The 17,503-nt window shown below is 32.1% G+C and carries 16 protein-coding genes; 1 reads left to right on the plus strand and 15 read right to left on the minus strand.

All coding sequences use genetic code 11. The annotated features are described in order from the left end of the window. Positions 1-112: 112 nt before the first annotated feature. Both htpG and K292_RS0113355 read right to left on the minus strand, forming a co-directional pair. On the minus strand, positions 113-2,035 hold the full coding sequence (gene htpG, locus K292_RS0113350) for a molecular chaperone HtpG (protein WP_027400248.1): 1,923 nt from the start codon (positions 2,033-2,035) through the stop codon (positions 113-115). A 355-nt stretch (positions 2,036-2,390) separates the two neighbouring features. Then, on the minus strand, positions 2,391-2,555 hold the full coding sequence (locus K292_RS0113355) for a zinc-ribbon domain-containing protein (protein ID WP_027400249.1): 165 nt from the start codon (positions 2,553-2,555) through the stop codon (positions 2,391-2,393). A gap of 288 nt (positions 2,556-2,843) precedes the next feature. Between K292_RS0113355 and K292_RS0113360 the strand changes: the two genes are divergently transcribed. Beyond that, complete coding sequence (locus K292_RS0113360) at positions 2,844-4,397, plus strand: phosphohexomutase domain-containing protein (protein ID WP_027400250.1); 1,554 nt, start codon at positions 2,844-2,846, stop codon at positions 4,395-4,397. Between the two features lie 635 nt (positions 4,398-5,032). Here the strand turns inward: K292_RS0113360 and K292_RS0113370 are convergent. The 13 genes from K292_RS0113370 to prfA all read right to left on the minus strand — a co-directional run bounded on the left by K292_RS0113370 (position 5,033) and on the right by prfA (position 17,395). Beyond that, positions 5,033-5,401 carry a VOC family protein gene (locus K292_RS0113370; protein WP_027400252.1) on the minus strand — a complete coding sequence of 123 codons (369 nt, stop codon included), beginning with the start codon at positions 5,399-5,401 and terminating at the stop codon, positions 5,033-5,035. Between the two features lie 84 nt (positions 5,402-5,485). Beyond that, entirely contained in the window at positions 5,486-5,836 is a 351-nt protein-coding gene (locus tag K292_RS0113375) for a helix-turn-helix transcriptional regulator (protein ID WP_027400253.1), read from the minus strand. A gap of 505 nt (positions 5,837-6,341) precedes the next feature. Then, positions 6,342-6,737 (minus strand): 30S ribosomal protein S9, encoded by a 396-nt coding sequence (rpsI, locus tag K292_RS0113385; RefSeq protein WP_027400254.1) that lies wholly within the window; start codon positions 6,735-6,737, stop codon positions 6,342-6,344. 18 nt (positions 6,738-6,755) lie between these two features. Beyond that, complete coding sequence (gene rplM / locus K292_RS0113390) at positions 6,756-7,184, minus strand: 50S ribosomal protein L13 (RefSeq protein WP_027400255.1); 429 nt, start codon at positions 7,182-7,184, stop codon at positions 6,756-6,758. A 235-nt stretch (positions 7,185-7,419) separates the two neighbouring features. Next, the gene (locus K292_RS0113395; RefSeq protein WP_027400256.1) at positions 7,420-8,166 is read right to left on the minus strand and encodes a hypothetical protein; all 747 of its coding nucleotides are present in this window, start codon (positions 8,164-8,166) and stop codon (positions 7,420-7,422) included. A 90-nt stretch (positions 8,167-8,256) separates the two neighbouring features. Further along, complete coding sequence (locus K292_RS0113400) at positions 8,257-9,585, minus strand: ABC transporter permease (protein WP_027400257.1); 1,329 nt, start codon at positions 9,583-9,585, stop codon at positions 8,257-8,259. Beyond that, positions 9,578-11,623 (minus strand): COG1361 S-layer family protein, encoded by a 2,046-nt coding sequence (locus K292_RS18050; protein WP_051280755.1) that lies wholly within the window; start codon positions 11,621-11,623, stop codon positions 9,578-9,580. The genes K292_RS0113400 and K292_RS18050 overlap by 8 nt, the downstream gene beginning before the upstream one ends. Before the next feature lie 111 nt (positions 11,624-11,734). Then, positions 11,735-12,496 carry an ABC transporter ATP-binding protein gene (locus K292_RS0113410; protein WP_051280757.1) on the minus strand — a complete coding sequence of 254 codons (762 nt, stop codon included), beginning with the start codon at positions 12,494-12,496 and terminating at the stop codon, positions 11,735-11,737. A gap of 348 nt (positions 12,497-12,844) precedes the next feature. Then, positions 12,845-14,074, minus strand: a complete 1,230-nt coding sequence (tyrS, locus tag K292_RS0113415) for a tyrosine--tRNA ligase (RefSeq protein ID WP_027400259.1) — start codon at positions 14,072-14,074, stop codon at positions 12,845-12,847. An 11-nt stretch (positions 14,075-14,085) separates the two neighbouring features. After that, positions 14,086-14,715 (minus strand): uracil phosphoribosyltransferase, encoded by a 630-nt coding sequence (upp, locus tag K292_RS0113420; RefSeq protein WP_027400260.1) that lies wholly within the window; start codon positions 14,713-14,715, stop codon positions 14,086-14,088. Between the two features lie 73 nt (positions 14,716-14,788). Then, on the minus strand, positions 14,789-15,220 hold the full coding sequence (rpiB, locus tag K292_RS0113425) for a ribose 5-phosphate isomerase B (RefSeq protein ID WP_027400261.1): 432 nt from the start codon (positions 15,218-15,220) through the stop codon (positions 14,789-14,791). A gap of 11 nt (positions 15,221-15,231) precedes the next feature. Next, positions 15,232-16,308 carry an L-threonylcarbamoyladenylate synthase gene (locus K292_RS0113430; RefSeq protein ID WP_027400262.1) on the minus strand — a complete coding sequence of 359 codons (1,077 nt, stop codon included), beginning with the start codon at positions 16,306-16,308 and terminating at the stop codon, positions 15,232-15,234. A 19-nt stretch (positions 16,309-16,327) separates the two neighbouring features. Then, a complete protein-coding gene (prfA, locus tag K292_RS0113435) occupies positions 16,328-17,395 on the minus strand; it encodes a peptide chain release factor 1 (RefSeq protein ID WP_027400263.1) in 1,068 nt (355 codons plus the stop codon). Positions 17,396-17,503: the final 108 nt, after the last annotated feature.

Here is a 17,503-nt window from a genome sequence, read left to right on the forward strand (position 1 = left end):
TAAAAGCTGACGTTTTCTGGTTTCTTCTTGTAAATATAAAGCTAACACTTATAAGAAAATTTATCTTCTAACCTTGAAATTTCAATTTACATCGTTTAATGCCGATATAGAATTAAGATACCATTAAGTCACATATTGCATTGGAAAATGCCACAGGATCGTCAACCGGCATTCCTTCTATTAACAATGCTTGATTATAAAGCAGTTCTGCATAAACCTTAATCTTGTCCTTATCTTCATCAAAAGCTTTCTTTAAAGCTTCAAAAATAGGATGTGAAGCATTTATTTCAAGAACCTTTTCTGCTTTTATTTTTTCATCTGTAGGCATGGAATTTATTACTTTTTCCATTTCTATTGAAAGATCTCCACCACTTGTTAAGCAAACGGGATGGCTCTTTAATCTTTGAGACAATTCCACCTTGGAGATTTTATCTCCTAATGCTTCTTTCATTAACTCAAATAACTCTTTGTTGTCCTCTGCCTGTTTTTTTAATTCTTCTTTTTCTTCTTTACTTTCTTCAATACCAAGATCTCCACTTGATGCTGATTTAAATTCTTTTTCTTCAAATTTATTTAAAATACGTATTGCAAATTCGTCTATATCATCAGTAAAGTAAAGTATTTCGTAACCTTTATCTTTTAAAAGCTCCGTTTGAGGCTGTTTGTCCAGTTTGTCTACTGATTCACCGCAAGCATAATAAATGTACTTCTGTTCTTCCTTCATACGGGAAACGTATTCTGATAACGTAACCATCTTTTTCTCACTGGAAGAATAGAACATTATTAAGTCTTTCAATAAATCTGCCTTAGCACCAAATTTATCATAAATACCAAATTTAAGCTGCAAGCCAAAATTTTTAAAGAATTCATCATATTTTTCTCTCTTGACATTAAGCATTTCCAAAAGTTCACTTTTAATTTTCTTTTCCAATCTTGATGCTATAGCCTTAAGCTGTCTGTCGTGCTGAAGCATTTCTCTTGAAATGTTTAAAGATAAATCCTGTGAATCTACAAGTCCCCTTACAAAGCTAAAACAATCAGGTAATAAATCAGGGCACTTGTCCATAATAAGTACACCGCTTGAATAAAGCTGTAATCCCTTTTCATATTCCTTTGTGTAATAATTCATAGGTGTCTTAGCAGGAATATATAAAAGAGCATTGTAAGTAGTAACACCCTCTACATTTGTATGAATTACTTTTGCAGGATCAACAAAATCATAGAATTTTTCCTTATAGAAGTTGTTATAATCCTCATCTGTCAGTTCATTTTTATTTTTACGCCAAATAGGAACCATACTGTTTAAAGTATCTTCTTCATAGTATGTCTCATATTCAGGCTGCTTTGGCTCCTCTGTGCTATCCTTTTCTGACTCTTTATCTGATTCCTTAACTCTATGTTTTTCAACCATCATTTTAATAGGATAACGGATATAATCAGAATAACGTGTAATAAGACCTTTAATTCTATATTCTTGTAAAAATTCATCATATTTTTCGTCTTCTGTATTTTCCTTTATAGTTAAGATAATATCTGTTCCTACACTATCCTTTTCACATTCTGTAATGGTATATCCCTCTGCACCGTTTGATTCCCATTTGTATGCTTGTTCTTCACCATATGCCTTTGTAATAACAACCACATTACTGCTAACCATAAATGCAGAGTAAAACCCTACGCCGAATTGACCAATTATATCAATTTCCTCTTTAGATTCATTTTCATTTTTAAATGCTAATGAGCCACTTTTTGCAATTGTACCAAGGTTTGATTCAAGCTCCTCTTTTGTCATACCGATACCATTGTCTGATATTGTAAGCTGCCTATTATCTTTATCCACTGAGAGCTTAATATAAAAATCTTCTCTCCCAAGTCCAGTATTGTTTTCTTTAAGGCTTTGATAATATAATTTATCTATGGCATCACTGGCATTTGAAATAATTTCTCTCAAAAATATTTCCTTATGTGTGTAAATAGAGTTAATCATCAAGTCAAGCAATCTTTTTGATTCCGCTTTGAATTGTTTTTTTGCCATATTTATCCCTCTCTTTCAAATTCCTTTTTGGCACTCACTAAACCAGAGTGCTAACAATATAATAAATCAATTATTCCAAATAATCAAGGGAAAAATAAAAAAATCTTCTTTTATATGTCATAAAAAGCTGTTTTATAGTGTATATAAAAAAATAACTATTAAAATAGTTATACATTTAGGATAATTTTAATTATTTAATTTTCATTTGGTTATAGCCTTTCCCTTAGCTTTATGGAAAAGACTTCTGGTATTTATTAATATTTACTAATCATAGAAAGATGGTTAGATATTTATATCTAACCCCCAAAATTGACAAACAATTTTAAAAAGCAGACTTTACAGTCTGCTTTTTTGATTAATAATTTCTATTATTGTTTCTTTGTCTTTTTCTTGCTGCTCTGCATTCAGGGCATCTTACTGGTTCGTTTTCGAAACCTTTTTCTTTATAGAATTCCTGTTCGCCTACTGTAAAAGTAAACTCAGCACCACAATCCTTGCAAACAATTGTCTTGTCTTCCATATATCTTACCTCCTTAATAAAATTGGATTTCTATTTCATTTCCGTTTAACTCCAAAATATTAAAGAGTGTTTTGTTATGAAAAAAAATATCCTTAATGACTTATGTCATTTAGTTCATTATAACATAATTAAATAAAAATACAAGATTTCTTTTCAGAATTTTCCATAAAACTTTAGACAAAATTTGACATAAATTGCCCATCTGAATTTTAATAAAATATAGCATACATGTCTATTTTACTGTATACTTATTTTGTTAATAATTAATTCCAAAGGAGTAGTATACGCATGTTAAGAATAAATTTAAAAAAACTACAAAACGGAAGTGATATTCGTGGTATTGCTATAGAAGGAGTTTTGGGAGAATCTGTGAATCTTAATGAATTTACTGCCGGTCTGCTTGCTAAAGGCTTTGTTACATGGTTAAGTGAAAATACAGGTAAATCTGCCGAAAATTTAAAAATTTCCATAGGTCATGATTCGAGAATTTCCGCTTCTCAGCTGAAAAATACCTTGATACAAAATATGACTGACTGCGGCGTTTCAGTAATTGACTGCGGCCTTTCATCTACCCCATCTATGTTCATGTCAACAATATTCCCTGACTTTACATGTGATGGTGCAGTTATGATTACTGCAAGTCATCTTCCTTATAATAGAAACGGCTTTAAATTTTTCAATAAAGATGGAGGATTAAATAAAAAGGATATTTCACAAATCATAACCTACGCAGAAGAGCTTGAAGAAAATGATGCAAATGAAGCTTGCAACAAAGCCGTATCAGGAACAGTTATTCAAGCAGATTTAATTAAAGTTTATTCTGATTTTTTAAAAGACAAAATAAAGGAAGGTATAAATCATAAGACTAACTATGAAAAACCCCTGACAGGACTAAAAATATTAGTAGATGCAGGCAATGGTGCCGGAGGATTCTATGCAGACAAAGTTTTAGCACCTCTGGGAGCAGATACATCTTGCAGTCAATTTTTAGAACCTGATGGAACATTTCCTAATCATATACCAAATCCTGAAGATAAAGAAGCAATGGAATCAATCTGCAGAGCAGTAATTAAAAGCAAAGCAGATTTTGGTTTGATCTTTGATACTGATGTAGATCGCTCCTCCGCAGTAGATAAACACGGCAATGAAATCAACAGAAATTCTATTGTTGCCCTTGCATCAGCATTAGTTGCCGAAGTACATCCGGGAACTACTATTGTAACAGATAGTGTCACATCCGATGGACTTACAGAATTTATTGAACAAAAATTAGGTTGTAAGCATTTACGATTTAAAAGAGGTTATAAGAATGTTATTAACGAATCAATCCGCCTAAATAACGAAGGTACTGACAGCCAGCTGGCAATTGAAACCAGCGGTCATGCAGCTTTAAAAGAAAACTATTTTTTAGATGATGGAGCTTATCTTGCAACTAAAATAGTTATCAAAGCAGCTAAATTAGCTATGGAAGGAAAGACTTTAGACAGTCTTATTGAGGATTTAAGGCAACCTATGGAATCTAAAGAATTCAGATTTGCAATCAGTGGGGAAAACTTTAGTGAATATGGTGATAATATCATATCAGAATTAGAATTATTTGCTCATGTTGGTCCTGGCATGACTGTTACATTTCCTAACTATGAAGGGGTACGTATTTCTTTTGATACAAGCAATGGAAACGGCTGGTGTCTTTTAAGAAAATCTCTTCATGATCCCATTATGCCTATGAATATTGAATCTGACAGCCCTAATGGCTGTAAAATAATATCAAATATACTTTATAGCTTCTTAAAAAAATATGATAGATTAAATCTTACAAAGATAGAAGATTTTATTAAATAAGGCTTATAAAATTATTATTGGAAAGCTTCCATATATAAATAAAAACATCTAAAATCAAGACTTTATTTCTTGATTTTAGATGTATACTTTTAAAGGAGAAAATATGATAAAGGAGAATAAATTATTTTCATTGTTCTATATTATATGGATATTATTTTTAATTTTAGTAACATATTTATTTAAAACCGAAAATTTATTTCTAAAACAAACTAATATTATTTACTCTATATTATTAATTTTAATACTAATACTATGCAACATATTTTTATTTAAAATATTTTCTTATCTTTTGCTTTTTAAAAAAGAGAAATCAAAAGATAATGCAACTACTTTTGAATCCGATACACTTTTATTAATAAATGATGATATACATGTAATCCCAAATAGAAAAAGTACCTTGATAATAATGATTAAAGTTTTTCTAATCTTCAGCTGCTCTTTTAGTATTTTTTACTTATTCAGTGACGGCAATTCTACAATTTTATCATATTGTTTTTTTATTTCTAACTTAATTATTGGACTTATGAGTACTTTAATATATCTAATTTATTCTATATATATTACTGTTAAGGATTTTAAACATTTATCATAATTTAAAAGAGGCATTAAGCGGCCTCTTTTAAATAATCCTTATATTATCTCTTTGGAACAATCTCAACCCAGTAACCATCAGGATCTTCAATAAAATAAACACCAAAATGATTATTTTCAAAGCAGACTACTCCCATAGCTTTATGTTTAGCTAAGGCAGCCTCATAATCATCTGTAACAAATCCTATATGAATTTCATTATCTCCCAAATTATATGGTTCTTTTCGGTCTTTTAGCCATGTAAGTTCAATTTGATGTGTTGCATTTTCATTGGCAATAAACGATAAAATATAATTTCCGTCCTTGTCTGTTAAACGTCTTACTTCTTTCATACCTAAGGCTTCTTCATAAAATTTCAAAGAACGTTCTAAATCCAATACACTAATACAATTATGGGTCAATGTAAATCTCATAACATTATCCTCCTGTTTCTTATTGCCTTATTTTACACCTATTCATGCAAATTTTCCAGTTTTAATAAAAAAGTTTCAAAGTCATCATATTTTTTCGTTTGCTTCATTACCTGATTCCTCTTTTTTAGAACTACATTGAATTGAAGTATCATTATAATTTTCCTCAAAATTTAATTCAAATTTCCAATCTAGTTTTTTTGAGATTCTAAATAAAAACTCTATAGAAGGATTATATTCCCCACTTTCTAATTTTGAAACCATTGCTTGTGTTATATCTAACTTACTTGCCAAATCTTTTTGAGTCATATTATGATCTAGTCTATAATTTATTATTTTACATGCAATATCAACAAGTATATTGGATAATTCAAATTCTTGTTTTGTTTCTTCATCAATATCATTAAAAAGATCCCAAGGATTTTTTAAAATATGCATATTTTCCCTCCTAACCTTTAAAAAAATGGATTATTTTATTTTTTCTAATATTCCCAACTATTTTCTCACTTTCATAATCAGATTTATTTTTTTCTTCAAAAACATTTAATAAAACTACCTTACTTATACTATTAATATTAATAAATGAAAATAAAATCCTTATATTCTTTTCTCCAAATAATCTAATACTATATAAGTTATCTTCTTCGACTAATTTCTCAAACAAATTACTATTTCCAATATAACATCTTTCCTTTAATCCTTCTAAAAACTTTAAACTCTTTTGATATTTTATTAAAATTATATAACTTATAAGTTATATTTGCAACTTTTTATTGCTTTGGTTTATTTAGGAATATTTTACCATAATTTTGCTAATAATGTAAATATATTTTCCAGAATTAATTGCATCAAAAAACCGTCAAGGTATAGATTCCTCGACGGTTTTGGTTGATAACAAGCTTCTTTAAATATAAGCAAGCTTGTTTGTAATCCAATATAATAATTAACGTTTTGAGAATTGTGAAGCTTTTCTAGCTTTCTTAAATCCGTATTTCTTTCTTTCCTTCATTCTTGGATCTCTTGTTAAAAATCCTTTTGCTTTAAGTAAAGGTCTGAAAGCTTCTTTATCAACTACGCAAAGAGCTCTTGAAATACCATGTCTCAATGCTCCTGCTTGACCTGTAAAGCCACCGCCTCTTACAGTTGCGATTACGTCATACTTTCCTTCGCATCCTGCAACTTCAAAAGGTCTTTTTACTTCTCTTTTAACTATTTCCATACCGAAATAATCATCAAGAGGTTGTTTGTTTATAGTAATATCTCCTTTGCCAGGGATTAATCTTACTCTAGCAATGGATGATTTTCTTCTTCCTGTACCTTGGTACTGCATTTTAGCCATTTTTGATTCCTCCCCTTATTAAAATTCCCAAACTGTAGGTTTTTGTGCTTCATGCATATGTTCTGCACCAGCATATACCTTAAGTTTTTTAAACATCTGTCTTCCTAATTTTCCGTTAGGCATCATACCTTTTACAGCATGTATAATAATTTCTTCCGGCTTTCTTTCTTGTAACTTTTCAAAAGTTAATTCACGAAGACCTCCTGGATATCCTGTATGTCTTTTGTAAATTTTATCAGTTCTCTTTTTACCAGTTACTTCAACCTTTTCAGCATTTATTATAATTACATAATCACCAGTATCAACATGTGGTGTAAAAATTGGTTTTCTCTTACCTCTTAATATTGAAGCTGCTTCGGTAGCTAATCTACCAAGAGTTTTGCCCTCAGCATCGATTATATACCATTTTCTTTCAACTTCATGAGGCTTTGCTATAAATGACTTCATTTGTTAATATCTCCTCATTCATTAAAGTAAATACAACTTGCCAGAGCGTTTCACCCCACCCTAGCGGCTTATTATATAAAAAAATCTGGGCTAATAGATTTTTTCCTTTAAAATCTAAGTATTGCTTTGAATCTATGCAATACGCATTAAAAATTATAATATAAATAAACTACAAAGTCAAGATTATTATTACAATGAAGACATAATTTTATGATTCATTTATGAATATCTTAATTTATAAACTTAAAGTACTCTCATCCTTTGACATATTATCATTTTCATGTTCTCTTAAAATCAAATCATCATTTTTATCTTCCGTAGCCTTAGCTTCCAAAGTATCATTCTTTGTGTTTATATGGTCATTCACGCCCTCTAATTTAGAAGAAATTGTTTTACTTATATCATTAATTCTGTTTTCTAATTCCGAAAGTTTTGTTTTTTTACTTTCTAAAGCCTTATTTCCATCAGTTTCAATTTCACTAGCCCAAACTTTTGCCTGACCTTCCATTTTAGTTTTAGCAGAAGAAACTGCATTAACATGTGAAAGATTATTTTTCAGAGAAACAATATTATTTAATTTTTCATTCTCTAAGTCATCCTCACTCTTCTTATCATTTGTATTATCCATATTGCTTTTTTCTTGTTTATCTGTTTCTTCTGTTATGGATTTAGCTATTTGTTCATCAATATTTTTAAGCTGCTCATCATATGATTCGAGCTGAGTTTTGATACTTTCTATGGAACCACCATTTTCTAAAGTTCTTCCCATAAGGTCATTTTTACTTTTAATTATATTTTGTTTCTGTTTCATCAAAGATTCAATCAAATTAAAGGCTTTTCCCCTTGAGCTTATGGAGGAAGTATCTTTTCTTTCCTGTTTTATTCCTTTAATCAAAGAATTATCACTCTGAGTTAACCTATTATTAATACTATTCGGATTAATAAAACTGTTTCTTACTCCAATATCTATATTAACACGCATATTCCTAATCCCCCTTTTCAAATTAGCTTACAATTAATGTATCGACAACTTTATAACAAAAGTTAATATAACTTACTTTAATTAGTATTTTTATTCATTTCTTAAGCTTTCTAAAGCACTTAAACGCATTGCCCTTTTCGCTGGATAATAACCTGCAAGTAACCCTATTATGGTGGAAAAGCCAAGAGCCCCCAAAGCTACCCACCAAGGAATAATAGAAACAGTAGAACCATATCCTCCTGCAATTTCTCCAAGAGCCTGTCCCATCACTTCACTGAGCACAGTATTCATAAGAAGAGATAAGGTAAAGCTTATTATTAATCCTATTAGACCTCCTATAAAGCCTATCATTCCTGCTTCCAGTAAAAACATCTTTCTGATGTCAGTTAAATTGGCACCGATTACCTTCATAACGCCTATTTCTTTTGTTCTTTCGTAGATAGACATAATCATAGTATTAGTAATACCCAAAGCCGCAACAAATAATGAGATTCCTCCTATGCCACCTAAAATACCTTGTATCATGTTTGCTGTTTCTTGCATAGATTTCAGCCAGTCATTTAAGCTGCTCGTCTGAAATCCCATATCCCTTATTGCATTGCTTACATCTTCAACATCATTTATATTACCTACATATACCATTGCATTTTCATAGCCTGTAGACTTACTTTTTTTGGGTTCTTTTTCAGCTCTGGCTGTATCCTGTTCGATTGCTTTCACTATATCCAATGGCATAAAAGCACTGTATGCCGAATCATCATTAGGATTTGCCAGTACGCCCACACACTTTGTCTTATATTCTTTATAGGTTATCTTTTCTTCATCTTTAGGTCTTTTTTGTCCGTAATATTCATCTGCCGTTATAATCATTTTATTAGTAATAACATCGACTTTAGGCTCATCACTCCATTCATTGCCTTGTGATTTTTTTGGATTGAAAAACATTAATGGAATTTGATTTCCCATTACCATAGTATATTTATCTCCAGTTCTTAAAAGCCTTCCATCTTGTAATTCATAGTTAAATTTCTGCATTACTTCGGGTCTGAGCCCTATGACTTCATTGTTGCAAATATATTTGCCAATAGCGAAAGTAAGATAAATGCTTTCTTTTGGTGACGCTGCATCTACACCTTCTATTTTTTCAATTGCAGCAATAGCTTTATCATCTAAAACTGCAGGTTTACCATTATTCATACCACCCATCATCATACCACCATTACTGTATATATCTATTAAATGCAGATTTCCATAACTTTCAATCTGTTCTTGAAAATTTGCAGAAAGGCCAAATCCAATGGACAGCATAACAACAATAGCACAAGTACCTACCACAACACCAATTACAGCTAAAAAAGTTCTTGTTTTTCGCCTAAGCAAGTTGCGAATACCTAGACCAAATAAGTCTCGATTATTCATCTATCTCAAGCTCCTGCATCTTTCTTTTTTTACGCTTTTTAAATATAATAATGCCGACTATTGCTATGACAGCTGCAACCAAGCTACCTATAATCCACGGCAAATACTTTTTAAACCCACTTTTTTCCTCTTGCGGCGCCTCCATATCTTCATCAAAAGTAGGCATTTCATCCATGACTTCAAAAGAAAAAGGAACAGAATATGTTTGTTTATCTCCGGAAACATCTTCATAATTAAAGATTATTTCACCCTCAAGAGGACCTCCTTGTCTTGGAATAAAAGAAAAATCATATGTATCGCTTTTACCTGCTTCCATATTACCTACATAGTAATTTATGGATTCCTGAGTGTCAAAATCCCCTTTTGCAGTTACTCTTAAATTGTTTAAAACAGTCTTTCCCATATTATAAAATTGTACAGAAGCAGAAGCAGGCATTCCCATATACAGCTCCGTAGGAGGAACAATATCATCTACCACAAGTCTTGTCTCCTGCATTATTGGAATTGTAATGACATCTTTAGAAGTAAATTCATTTTCCGATCCATCTTCATAAGTCATATTTACTTCCAAGGATGTGGTTTTTTGCTCTGCATCAGGCTTAACACTTAGCATAATATTATTACTTGTATGCCCTTTTTTATCTATACTATCAATAAAGAAAGAATTACTACCGTTTACAGGAACAAAAATTCCATCTTCTGAATTTAAGGTAACCTTAATATTTGACAATGTCTTTTTGCTTGTATTATAAAGACCTAAATTCAATCTGAAATTTGTACCTGCCTGAACATAAGACCCTCCGTAGCTATAACGTTCTACCATTAACTGTGGAGTCTTGGTATTTCCTCCTATTTTTTTAAGCATAATGCTTGCATATTGTATTACCGCATTTGCATCCGCATCTTCTCCTTTTTGAGGTTTTGCTGTGATCTTTATGGGGTAACTTTTCTCCTCAGCTGAATCCAGGCTGAAAAAAGTTACAGAATAACTTTTACTGCTTCCTTTCTTTATACTTCTTTCTGTAAAAATACTTTTGGTTTTATTACTTATACCTTCCGGTGGTTCAACAGAAATTATTATATCCTCAGTATCGAATTTACCATTATTTATAACATCAAAAGTAAGTTTAAAATCCTCACCGGCTACACTTTGCTGGGGAATATTCATATTTGTAATGTCTAAATCCATCATAGAATAAGCACCGCTGCCGATTACAGGTATAAAAAAAGTCCTTTTAAAATCCACATCATTTTCATCTGTATCTTTTCCCTCAATATTAACTACTATAGAATAGTTTTTACTCTCCATTTTTTTATCAGCAGTAATAGGGAATTTTATAGTTTTCTTATCCCCCGGCATCATATATCCCACAAATTGGTTGGCAAGAGAATTATTGATAGACATACCTTCCGGTAAAGTTAAGCTGACATCTATATTTTTTACAACACAGTTACCTCTATTAAAAATAGTCACATTTAAATCATTTGTACCACCTGCTGTGATACCTTCTTCATCTTTTAAGAAATAATCCGCATCCATGGATGCCAAACAATCTCTGTCAGAATGATTACTGGCGCTCTTCTCACTTATTCTAATATCTGCCGAGCAGCTGGCAACTTCATCACCTGTGCTCTTATCAAATACTTTTATAGGTATATTTTGTAATTTTACATCTGCTGACCTATTTACATCAACATATAATCGAAGAATACCCGAACCATTATTGGGATCAATAACAATTGCCTCACTTTTTTCTTCGTCAGTGGAAAATTCACTGCTCAAACCGGCTAAATCCAGTTCGCCATAAACCGTAACATTATCTGAAGTATCCGTATTTACTACTGTAATTTGAATCTCTACATCATTGTCTCCCTGCCGTGCCATTGGAATTGCTCCAAGCTGACTTGCGCTTACACTTGCCGCATACACTTCCTGCGATGTAACTCCTGGGAATATACAAATTCCCAAAATCATTACAATAATAAGAATTACTGCGCCTAATTTCTTCATCATTTTGTACATACACTTACTTTTCATTTTCCTTTAAATTCCCTTCTTTTCCCTTTTAAATAATATTTTTTATTTTTATGTATAACTTAAAACATAAATTATACAAAACCGTTCTATTACACTATGACAAAAATCATATTAACACTCTTCTTTGCACATATCCTTCTTGTTTTGTTCTTTTACATTTAAAATATTTCCGTCTTGAATAGTAACAACCTTATCAGCGTAATCTGCAATACTCCTGTCATGGGTTACTATTATTAGAGTCTGATTGTTATCCATTACCATATTAACTATTAGTTTCATTACTTCTTTAGTCGTATTAGTATCTAAATTACCTGTAGGCTCATCTGCAAAAATAATCTTTGGCTTTCCAACCAAAGCTCTCGCAATTCCAACTCTTTGCTGCTGACCTCCACTCATCTGGGACGGCTTTCTGTTTTCATATCCTTTTAGTCCAACAGCTTTTAGCATATCTTTTGCCATTTTATTTCTCTTTTTCTTTTCAATTCCACCGAAAATAAGAGGTAAGCTGATATTTTCCATGGCAGTTAACATTGTCATCAAATGATATGCCTGAAAGATAAAGCCTATATTTTTCTGCCTAAAGAGTGTAATCTTTGCTTCATTTAATTTATGTATTGGAATACCGCCAATAAAAATCTCTCCCCTCGTTGGTTTTTCAAGTCCGGCAACCATATTCAAAAACGTAGATTTCCCCGAGCCCGAAGTCCCGAGGAAACATACTATTTCGCCTTTATATATGGTAAGGCTAACGTTATCTAGAGCGATGACTTTTTCATCCCCCATACGATAAACCTTACGTACATTTTTTACTTCAATTAGTGGTTTTCTGTCAATTTTTGTATCTTGCTTTATGTGATTTTTTAAATCAGACATTATATCTCCCCCTATTACTTATTCTAATTAATCCCTAAAATTCCCAATTATATTTTAGCACTACTTAAAAGTTTATGCTAGACAAAATTTTACAAATTTCCTTAAATATTTTAAAATTCTTTTTATAATTTTAAAGCTAAAAACTAAAGAGACTAATTATAAAATTAAAACTTCTCATTTAAATTGATAATTTAATAATCTATATTTCTAAATTCCTGATGCATTTTTTCGTTTTTAATATTTTTAATAAATTTTAAATTTAAAAAAGTATAAAAAAAGATGATTTAGCTTAGTTACATTCTAAATCATCATTTTCTTAAAAATATTTTCTTTTATTTCAAAAAATTTTTATATTATCTCTACCATATGGAATTTCTTTTTTCCTTTTTTAATAAGCATCTTTCCATCGTTAAACATATCTTTTGTTATCATCAGTTTCTTATCTGTTATTTTCTGATCTTCAATGGAAAGTCCACCTTGCTCTATAGTTCTGAATCCATCAGAATTACTTGATACCAATCCAAGTTCTTTGATTAAAGAAACCACTCCTACGCCTTCTCCTTCAAATTTACTTGCTTCAAATTGTGTTTTAGGAACATCGGTCATATTTCCGCCGCCTGAGAATAATGCTTTTGAAGCTTCCTGAGCTTTCATCGCTTCTTCTTCTCCATGAACCAAATTTGTAACTTCAAATGCAAGGATTTCCTTAGCTTTATTAATTTCCGCTCCTTCTAGTGCAGATAGTCTGTTTACTTCCTCCATAGGAAGGAATGTTAACATTCTAAGACAAGTATTTACATCTGCATCTTCAACATTTCTCCAATATTGATAGAATTCATACGGTGAGGTTTTTACAGGATCAAGCCACAATGCTCCTGCTTGTGTTTTTCCCATTTTCTTGCCTTCACTTGTAGTAAGAAGTGCAAATGTCATTCCATAGACCTGTGCACCTTCTTCACGACGTACCAAATCAACGCCATGAATAATATTCGACCATTGATCATCTCCGCCAAATTGCATTTTACAACCATATCTACGATATAATTCCAAAAAGTCATAAGATTGCATAAGCATATAATTAAATTCCAAGAAGGTAAGTCCTACTTCTAATCTTTGTTTAAAACATTCTGCTGTCAACATTCTGTTTACAGAGAAATGCTTACCAATATCACGAATAAAATCAATATAATTTAAATCCATAAGCCAGTCAGCATTATTTACTGCAATTGCTTTATCATCTTCAAAATTAATAAACTTACCAAAAGTTTTTTTAAAATTGTTGCAGTTTTGAATAACATCTTCCTTTGTCAGAACCTTTCTCATGTCAGTTCTTCCGGAAGGGTCTCCAACCATGCCCGTACCGCCACCTACTAAAACAATAGGCGTATGTCCGTATTTCTGCATATGCATCATAATAATGATCTGCATAAAGTGACCTACATGCAAGCTGTCTGCTGTGGGGTCAAAACCAATATAAAATTTAATTTTTTCTTTACCAAGAAGTTCTCTTATTTCTTCCTCATGTGTTGTCTGCTTTATAAATCCTCTTTCTTTGAGGACATCAAATACATTTTCCATTTATTTACCTCTTATTTTGTTCCGTATAATCTGTCTCCTGCATCTCCCAAACCTGGCACAATATAAGCATGTTCATTAAGATGGCTATCCTTTGATGCAATAAAGATATCCACATCTGGATGAGATTTTTGAAGTACTTCAATTCCCTCCGGTGCAGCAATAAGGCACATAAAATGAATATTCTTGCCTCCTCTTGCTTTAATAAAATCAATTGCAGCTGACGCGGAACCACCTGTTGCCAGCATTGGATCAACTACAATAACCTGTCTATTTTCAATATCTGAAGGTAATTTACAATAATATTCAACCGGCTGATGAGACTCTGGATCTCTGTATAATCCAACATGTCCTACTTTAGCATTAGGAATCAATGCCAACATACCGTCTACCATACCAAGTCCGGCTCTTAAAATGGGAACTATAGCAAGATCTTCGCCTTTTAACATTTTAACCTTAGTCTTACATACTGGTGTTTCAATATCCACATCTTCCAAAGGAAGATTCCTCGTTACTTCATATGCCATTAACATGGATATTTCCTTTACAAGATCTCTGAAATCCTTAACACTGGTGTCAACTTTTCTTATCATTGCTGTCTTATGTTGAATTAGCGGATGATCGAATACATATACTTTTCCCATAATTTTAATACCTCCATTTACTTCTCTCATATTATCTTATTTTAAATACAACAAATATTATTTTATCTTATTTTTACATTTCATTGAGCATATCTACTCTTCTTTGGTGCCTTCCACCTTCAAATTCAGTATCAAGCCAAGCCTTTGTTATTTCAAGGGCTTCCTGCTTTGATAGAATTCTACCTCCCATAGCAAGAATATTTGAATCGTTATGCTTTCTCGTCATTTCTGCCATATGAGTATTAGTGCAAAGGGCACATCTTATACCTTTTACTTTGTTCGCTGCAATGGAAATTCCAATGCCTGTACCACAGCATACGATTCCCTTTTCAGCCTGACCTGAAGAAACTGCATCACCACAAGCTTTTCCAAAAGAAGGGTAATCTACAGATTCTGTAGAGTTTGTACCTAAATCCAGTATTTCATAATTCCTGCTTTCCAGGTATTTTTTAATTTCCTCTTTTAATTCAAAGCCGCCGTGATCACTTGCCAAAGCAATTTTCATTTTAATTCCTCCTAAACCCTTGCAATATTGTATCCTGCCGATTTCAACATTCTATTCATAACTGCAAATCCTACTTCATTTTGATCGCTTAAAGCTCCTGCTAAAATTAAATCAACATTTTCATCATCCAGCTGTCTTAATCTTGCAAAGAATTCATGTGCAGCTACAACAAAATCTTTTTCTTCAAAAAGTATGACTCCAACCTTAAGGCCAATTCTTTCATTCAGAGCTTTTAATCTTTCAATTTCCTTTTTAACATTACCTCTTTCACCTTCAATAACAGTCATCTGAGCTTTAGGTGCATAATGAGTATATTTCATGCCCGGTGCCTTTGCCGGTTCGGACTCATCTCTTGGTCTGTTTAAGATTAAAGCAGGGTCCATTTGAACTTTACCGCCAATTACCGCTTGTATATCTTCGGAAGTTATTATCCCGGGTCTTAATATAGTAGGTGTATCTACTGTTAAATCCAGTACCGTGGATTCTATACCTACCCTGCAGTCCCCTCCAACAAGTACAGCATCAATTTTACCATCTAAATCTGCTATTACATGGCTTGCTTTTGTTGGACTTGGTCTTCCTGAAATATTTGCACTTGGTGCTGCAATTGGATATCCTGATTTTCTGATAAGCTCAAGAGCAATTGGATCATCAGGCATCCTAACAGCCACAGTGTCTAGTCCTCCTGTAGTAACATTAGGAACATTATCTTTCTTTTTTAAAACCAACGTTAATGGTCCCGGCCAGAAACTATCTACCAATTTAATAATTTTGGATGAAAGCATTGGAGTAAGCTGTCCTATATCACTTGCTCTTGCTATATGAACAATCATAGGATTATCACTAGGTCTTCCTTTAGCTGAATATACCTTTCCTACTGCTTTTTCATCTAATGCATTTGCACCAAGACCATAAACAGTCTCTGTAGGAAAAGCCACCAAGCCTCCATTTTTAATAATTTCAGCTGCTTCATCAACTTTTTCAAGTGAAGCATCGATTTTAGCCTGAGCTATGTCATCACTTTTTTCCATAGCGGCTTTTAAATTTTCTTTATTTAAATCTTGTACCTCTAATATTTTAGTTTCCATTTTATTCACCTTGTGCTTCTTAAAAATTTTTCATTTTTTCAGCTTGATCAGATGTGATTAATGCATCAATAATTTCATCTAAATCACCATCAAGAAAATAATCCAGTTTATATAATGTCAACCCTATTCTATGATCAGAGACCCTTCCCTGAGGGAAGTTATAAGTTCTGATTCTTTCACTTCTGTCTCCGCTTCCAACTTGACTTTTTCTTTCAGCTGAAATTTCTTTATTTTGTTCCTGAATTTTTGCATCATAAAGTCTTGATCTAAGTACTTTAAATGCTTTTTCTTTATTTTTGAGCTGAGATTTTTCATCCTGACAAGTTACTACTAATCCAGTTGGCATATGAGTAAGTCTTACCGCTGAATCTGTGGTATTTACACATTGTCCTCCATTACCTGATGCACGATAAACATCTACTCTTACATCATTGGGATTTAAATCAACTTCTACGTCATCTATTTCGGGAAGTACAGCTACAGTAGCAGCAGAAGTATGAATCCTTCCGCTTGATTCTGTTTCAGGTACACGTTGTACTCTGTGTACGCCACTCTCATACTTTAATCTGGAATATGCACCATGCCCCTTTATCAAAATAACAGCTTCTTTTATTCCCCCTATGCCCGTATCGTTTACTTCCATCATTTCTGTTTTCCATCCACGTCTTTCAGCATATCTCATATACATTCTAAGAAGATCACTTCCAAATAATCCGGCCTCTTCTCCTCCGGTTCCTGCTCTAACTTCAAGAATTACATTTTTATCATCATTGGGATCTTTTGGAAGCAATAATATCTTGAGTTCATTTCCTAAGGTCTCGATTTTCTCTTCTAATTCCGACAGCTCTGCTTTAGCCATTTCCTTAAGTTCATCATCAAGTCCACCCTCATCAAGCATTTCTTTAGTATCGCCAATTTCCCCTTTAGTTTTTTTATATTCTTTATATTTATTTACTATAGGTTCCATTGCTGCCATTTCTTTAACATGCTTCTGCCAAACAGCCTGATTGTTTATTACATCAGGATCAGAAACTTTAATTGATAATTCATCATATTTTTCTTGTATGAAATCTAACTTATCGTACATATATTCTCATTTCTCCTAATTCGTGTTCCATTTTTATTTAAAATATGGACAACCTTATTATTATCATTCCTAAATTTATCCCAAATATTATACCACACTATGAATAAT

This window comes from Anaerovorax odorimutans DSM 5092 (assembly GCF_000426305.1).
Taxonomy (GTDB): Bacteria; Bacillota; Clostridia; order Peptostreptococcales; family Anaerovoracaceae; genus Anaerovorax; species Anaerovorax odorimutans.

Bases quoted from the DNA above. Each gene is read 5' to 3' on its own strand.
- K292_RS0113375 (WP_027400253.1), bottom strand. From the start codon at position 5,836: ATGCATATTTTAAAAAATCCTTGGGATCTTTTTAATGATATTGATGAA.
- prfA (WP_027400263.1), bottom strand. From the start codon at position 17,395: ATGTACGATAAGTTAGATTTCATACAAGAAAAATATGATGAATTATCA.
- tyrS (WP_027400259.1), bottom strand. From the start codon at position 14,074: ATGGAAAATGTATTTGATGTCCTCAAAGAAAGAGGATTTATAAAGCAG.
- rpsI (WP_027400254.1), bottom strand. From the start codon at position 6,737: ATGGCTAAAATGCAGTACCAAGGTACAGGAAGAAGAAAATCATCCATT.
- upp (WP_027400260.1), bottom strand. From the start codon at position 14,715: ATGGGAAAAGTATATGTATTCGATCATCCGCTAATTCAACATAAGACA.
- K292_RS0113430 (WP_027400262.1), bottom strand. From the start codon at position 16,308: ATGGAAACTAAAATATTAGAGGTACAAGATTTAAATAAAGAAAATTTA.
- K292_RS18050 (WP_051280755.1), bottom strand. From the start codon at position 11,623: ATGAAAAGTAAGTGTATGTACAAAATGATGAAGAAATTAGGCGCAGTA.
- K292_RS0113360 (WP_027400250.1), top strand. From the start codon at position 2,844: ATGTTAAGAATAAATTTAAAAAAACTACAAAACGGAAGTGATATTCGT.
- K292_RS0113395 (WP_027400256.1), bottom strand. From the start codon at position 8,166: ATGCGTGTTAATATAGATATTGGAGTAAGAAACAGTTTTATTAATCCG.
- K292_RS0113355 (WP_027400249.1), bottom strand. From the start codon at position 2,555: ATGGAAGACAAGACAATTGTTTGCAAGGATTGTGGTGCTGAGTTTACT.
- rpiB (WP_027400261.1), bottom strand. From the start codon at position 15,220: ATGAAAATTGCTTTGGCAAGTGATCACGGCGGCTTTGAATTAAAAGAG.
- K292_RS0113370 (WP_027400252.1), bottom strand. From the start codon at position 5,401: ATGAGATTTACATTGACCCATAATTGTATTAGTGTATTGGATTTAGAA.
- htpG (WP_027400248.1), bottom strand. From the start codon at position 2,035: ATGGCAAAAAAACAATTCAAAGCGGAATCAAAAAGATTGCTTGACTTG.
- rplM (WP_027400255.1), bottom strand. From the start codon at position 7,184: ATGAAGTCATTTATAGCAAAGCCTCATGAAGTTGAAAGAAAATGGTAT.
- K292_RS0113400 (WP_027400257.1), bottom strand. From the start codon at position 9,585: ATGAATAATCGAGACTTATTTGGTCTAGGTATTCGCAACTTGCTTAGG.
- K292_RS0113410 (WP_051280757.1), bottom strand. From the start codon at position 12,496: ATGTCTGATTTAAAAAATCACATAAAGCAAGATACAAAAATTGACAGA.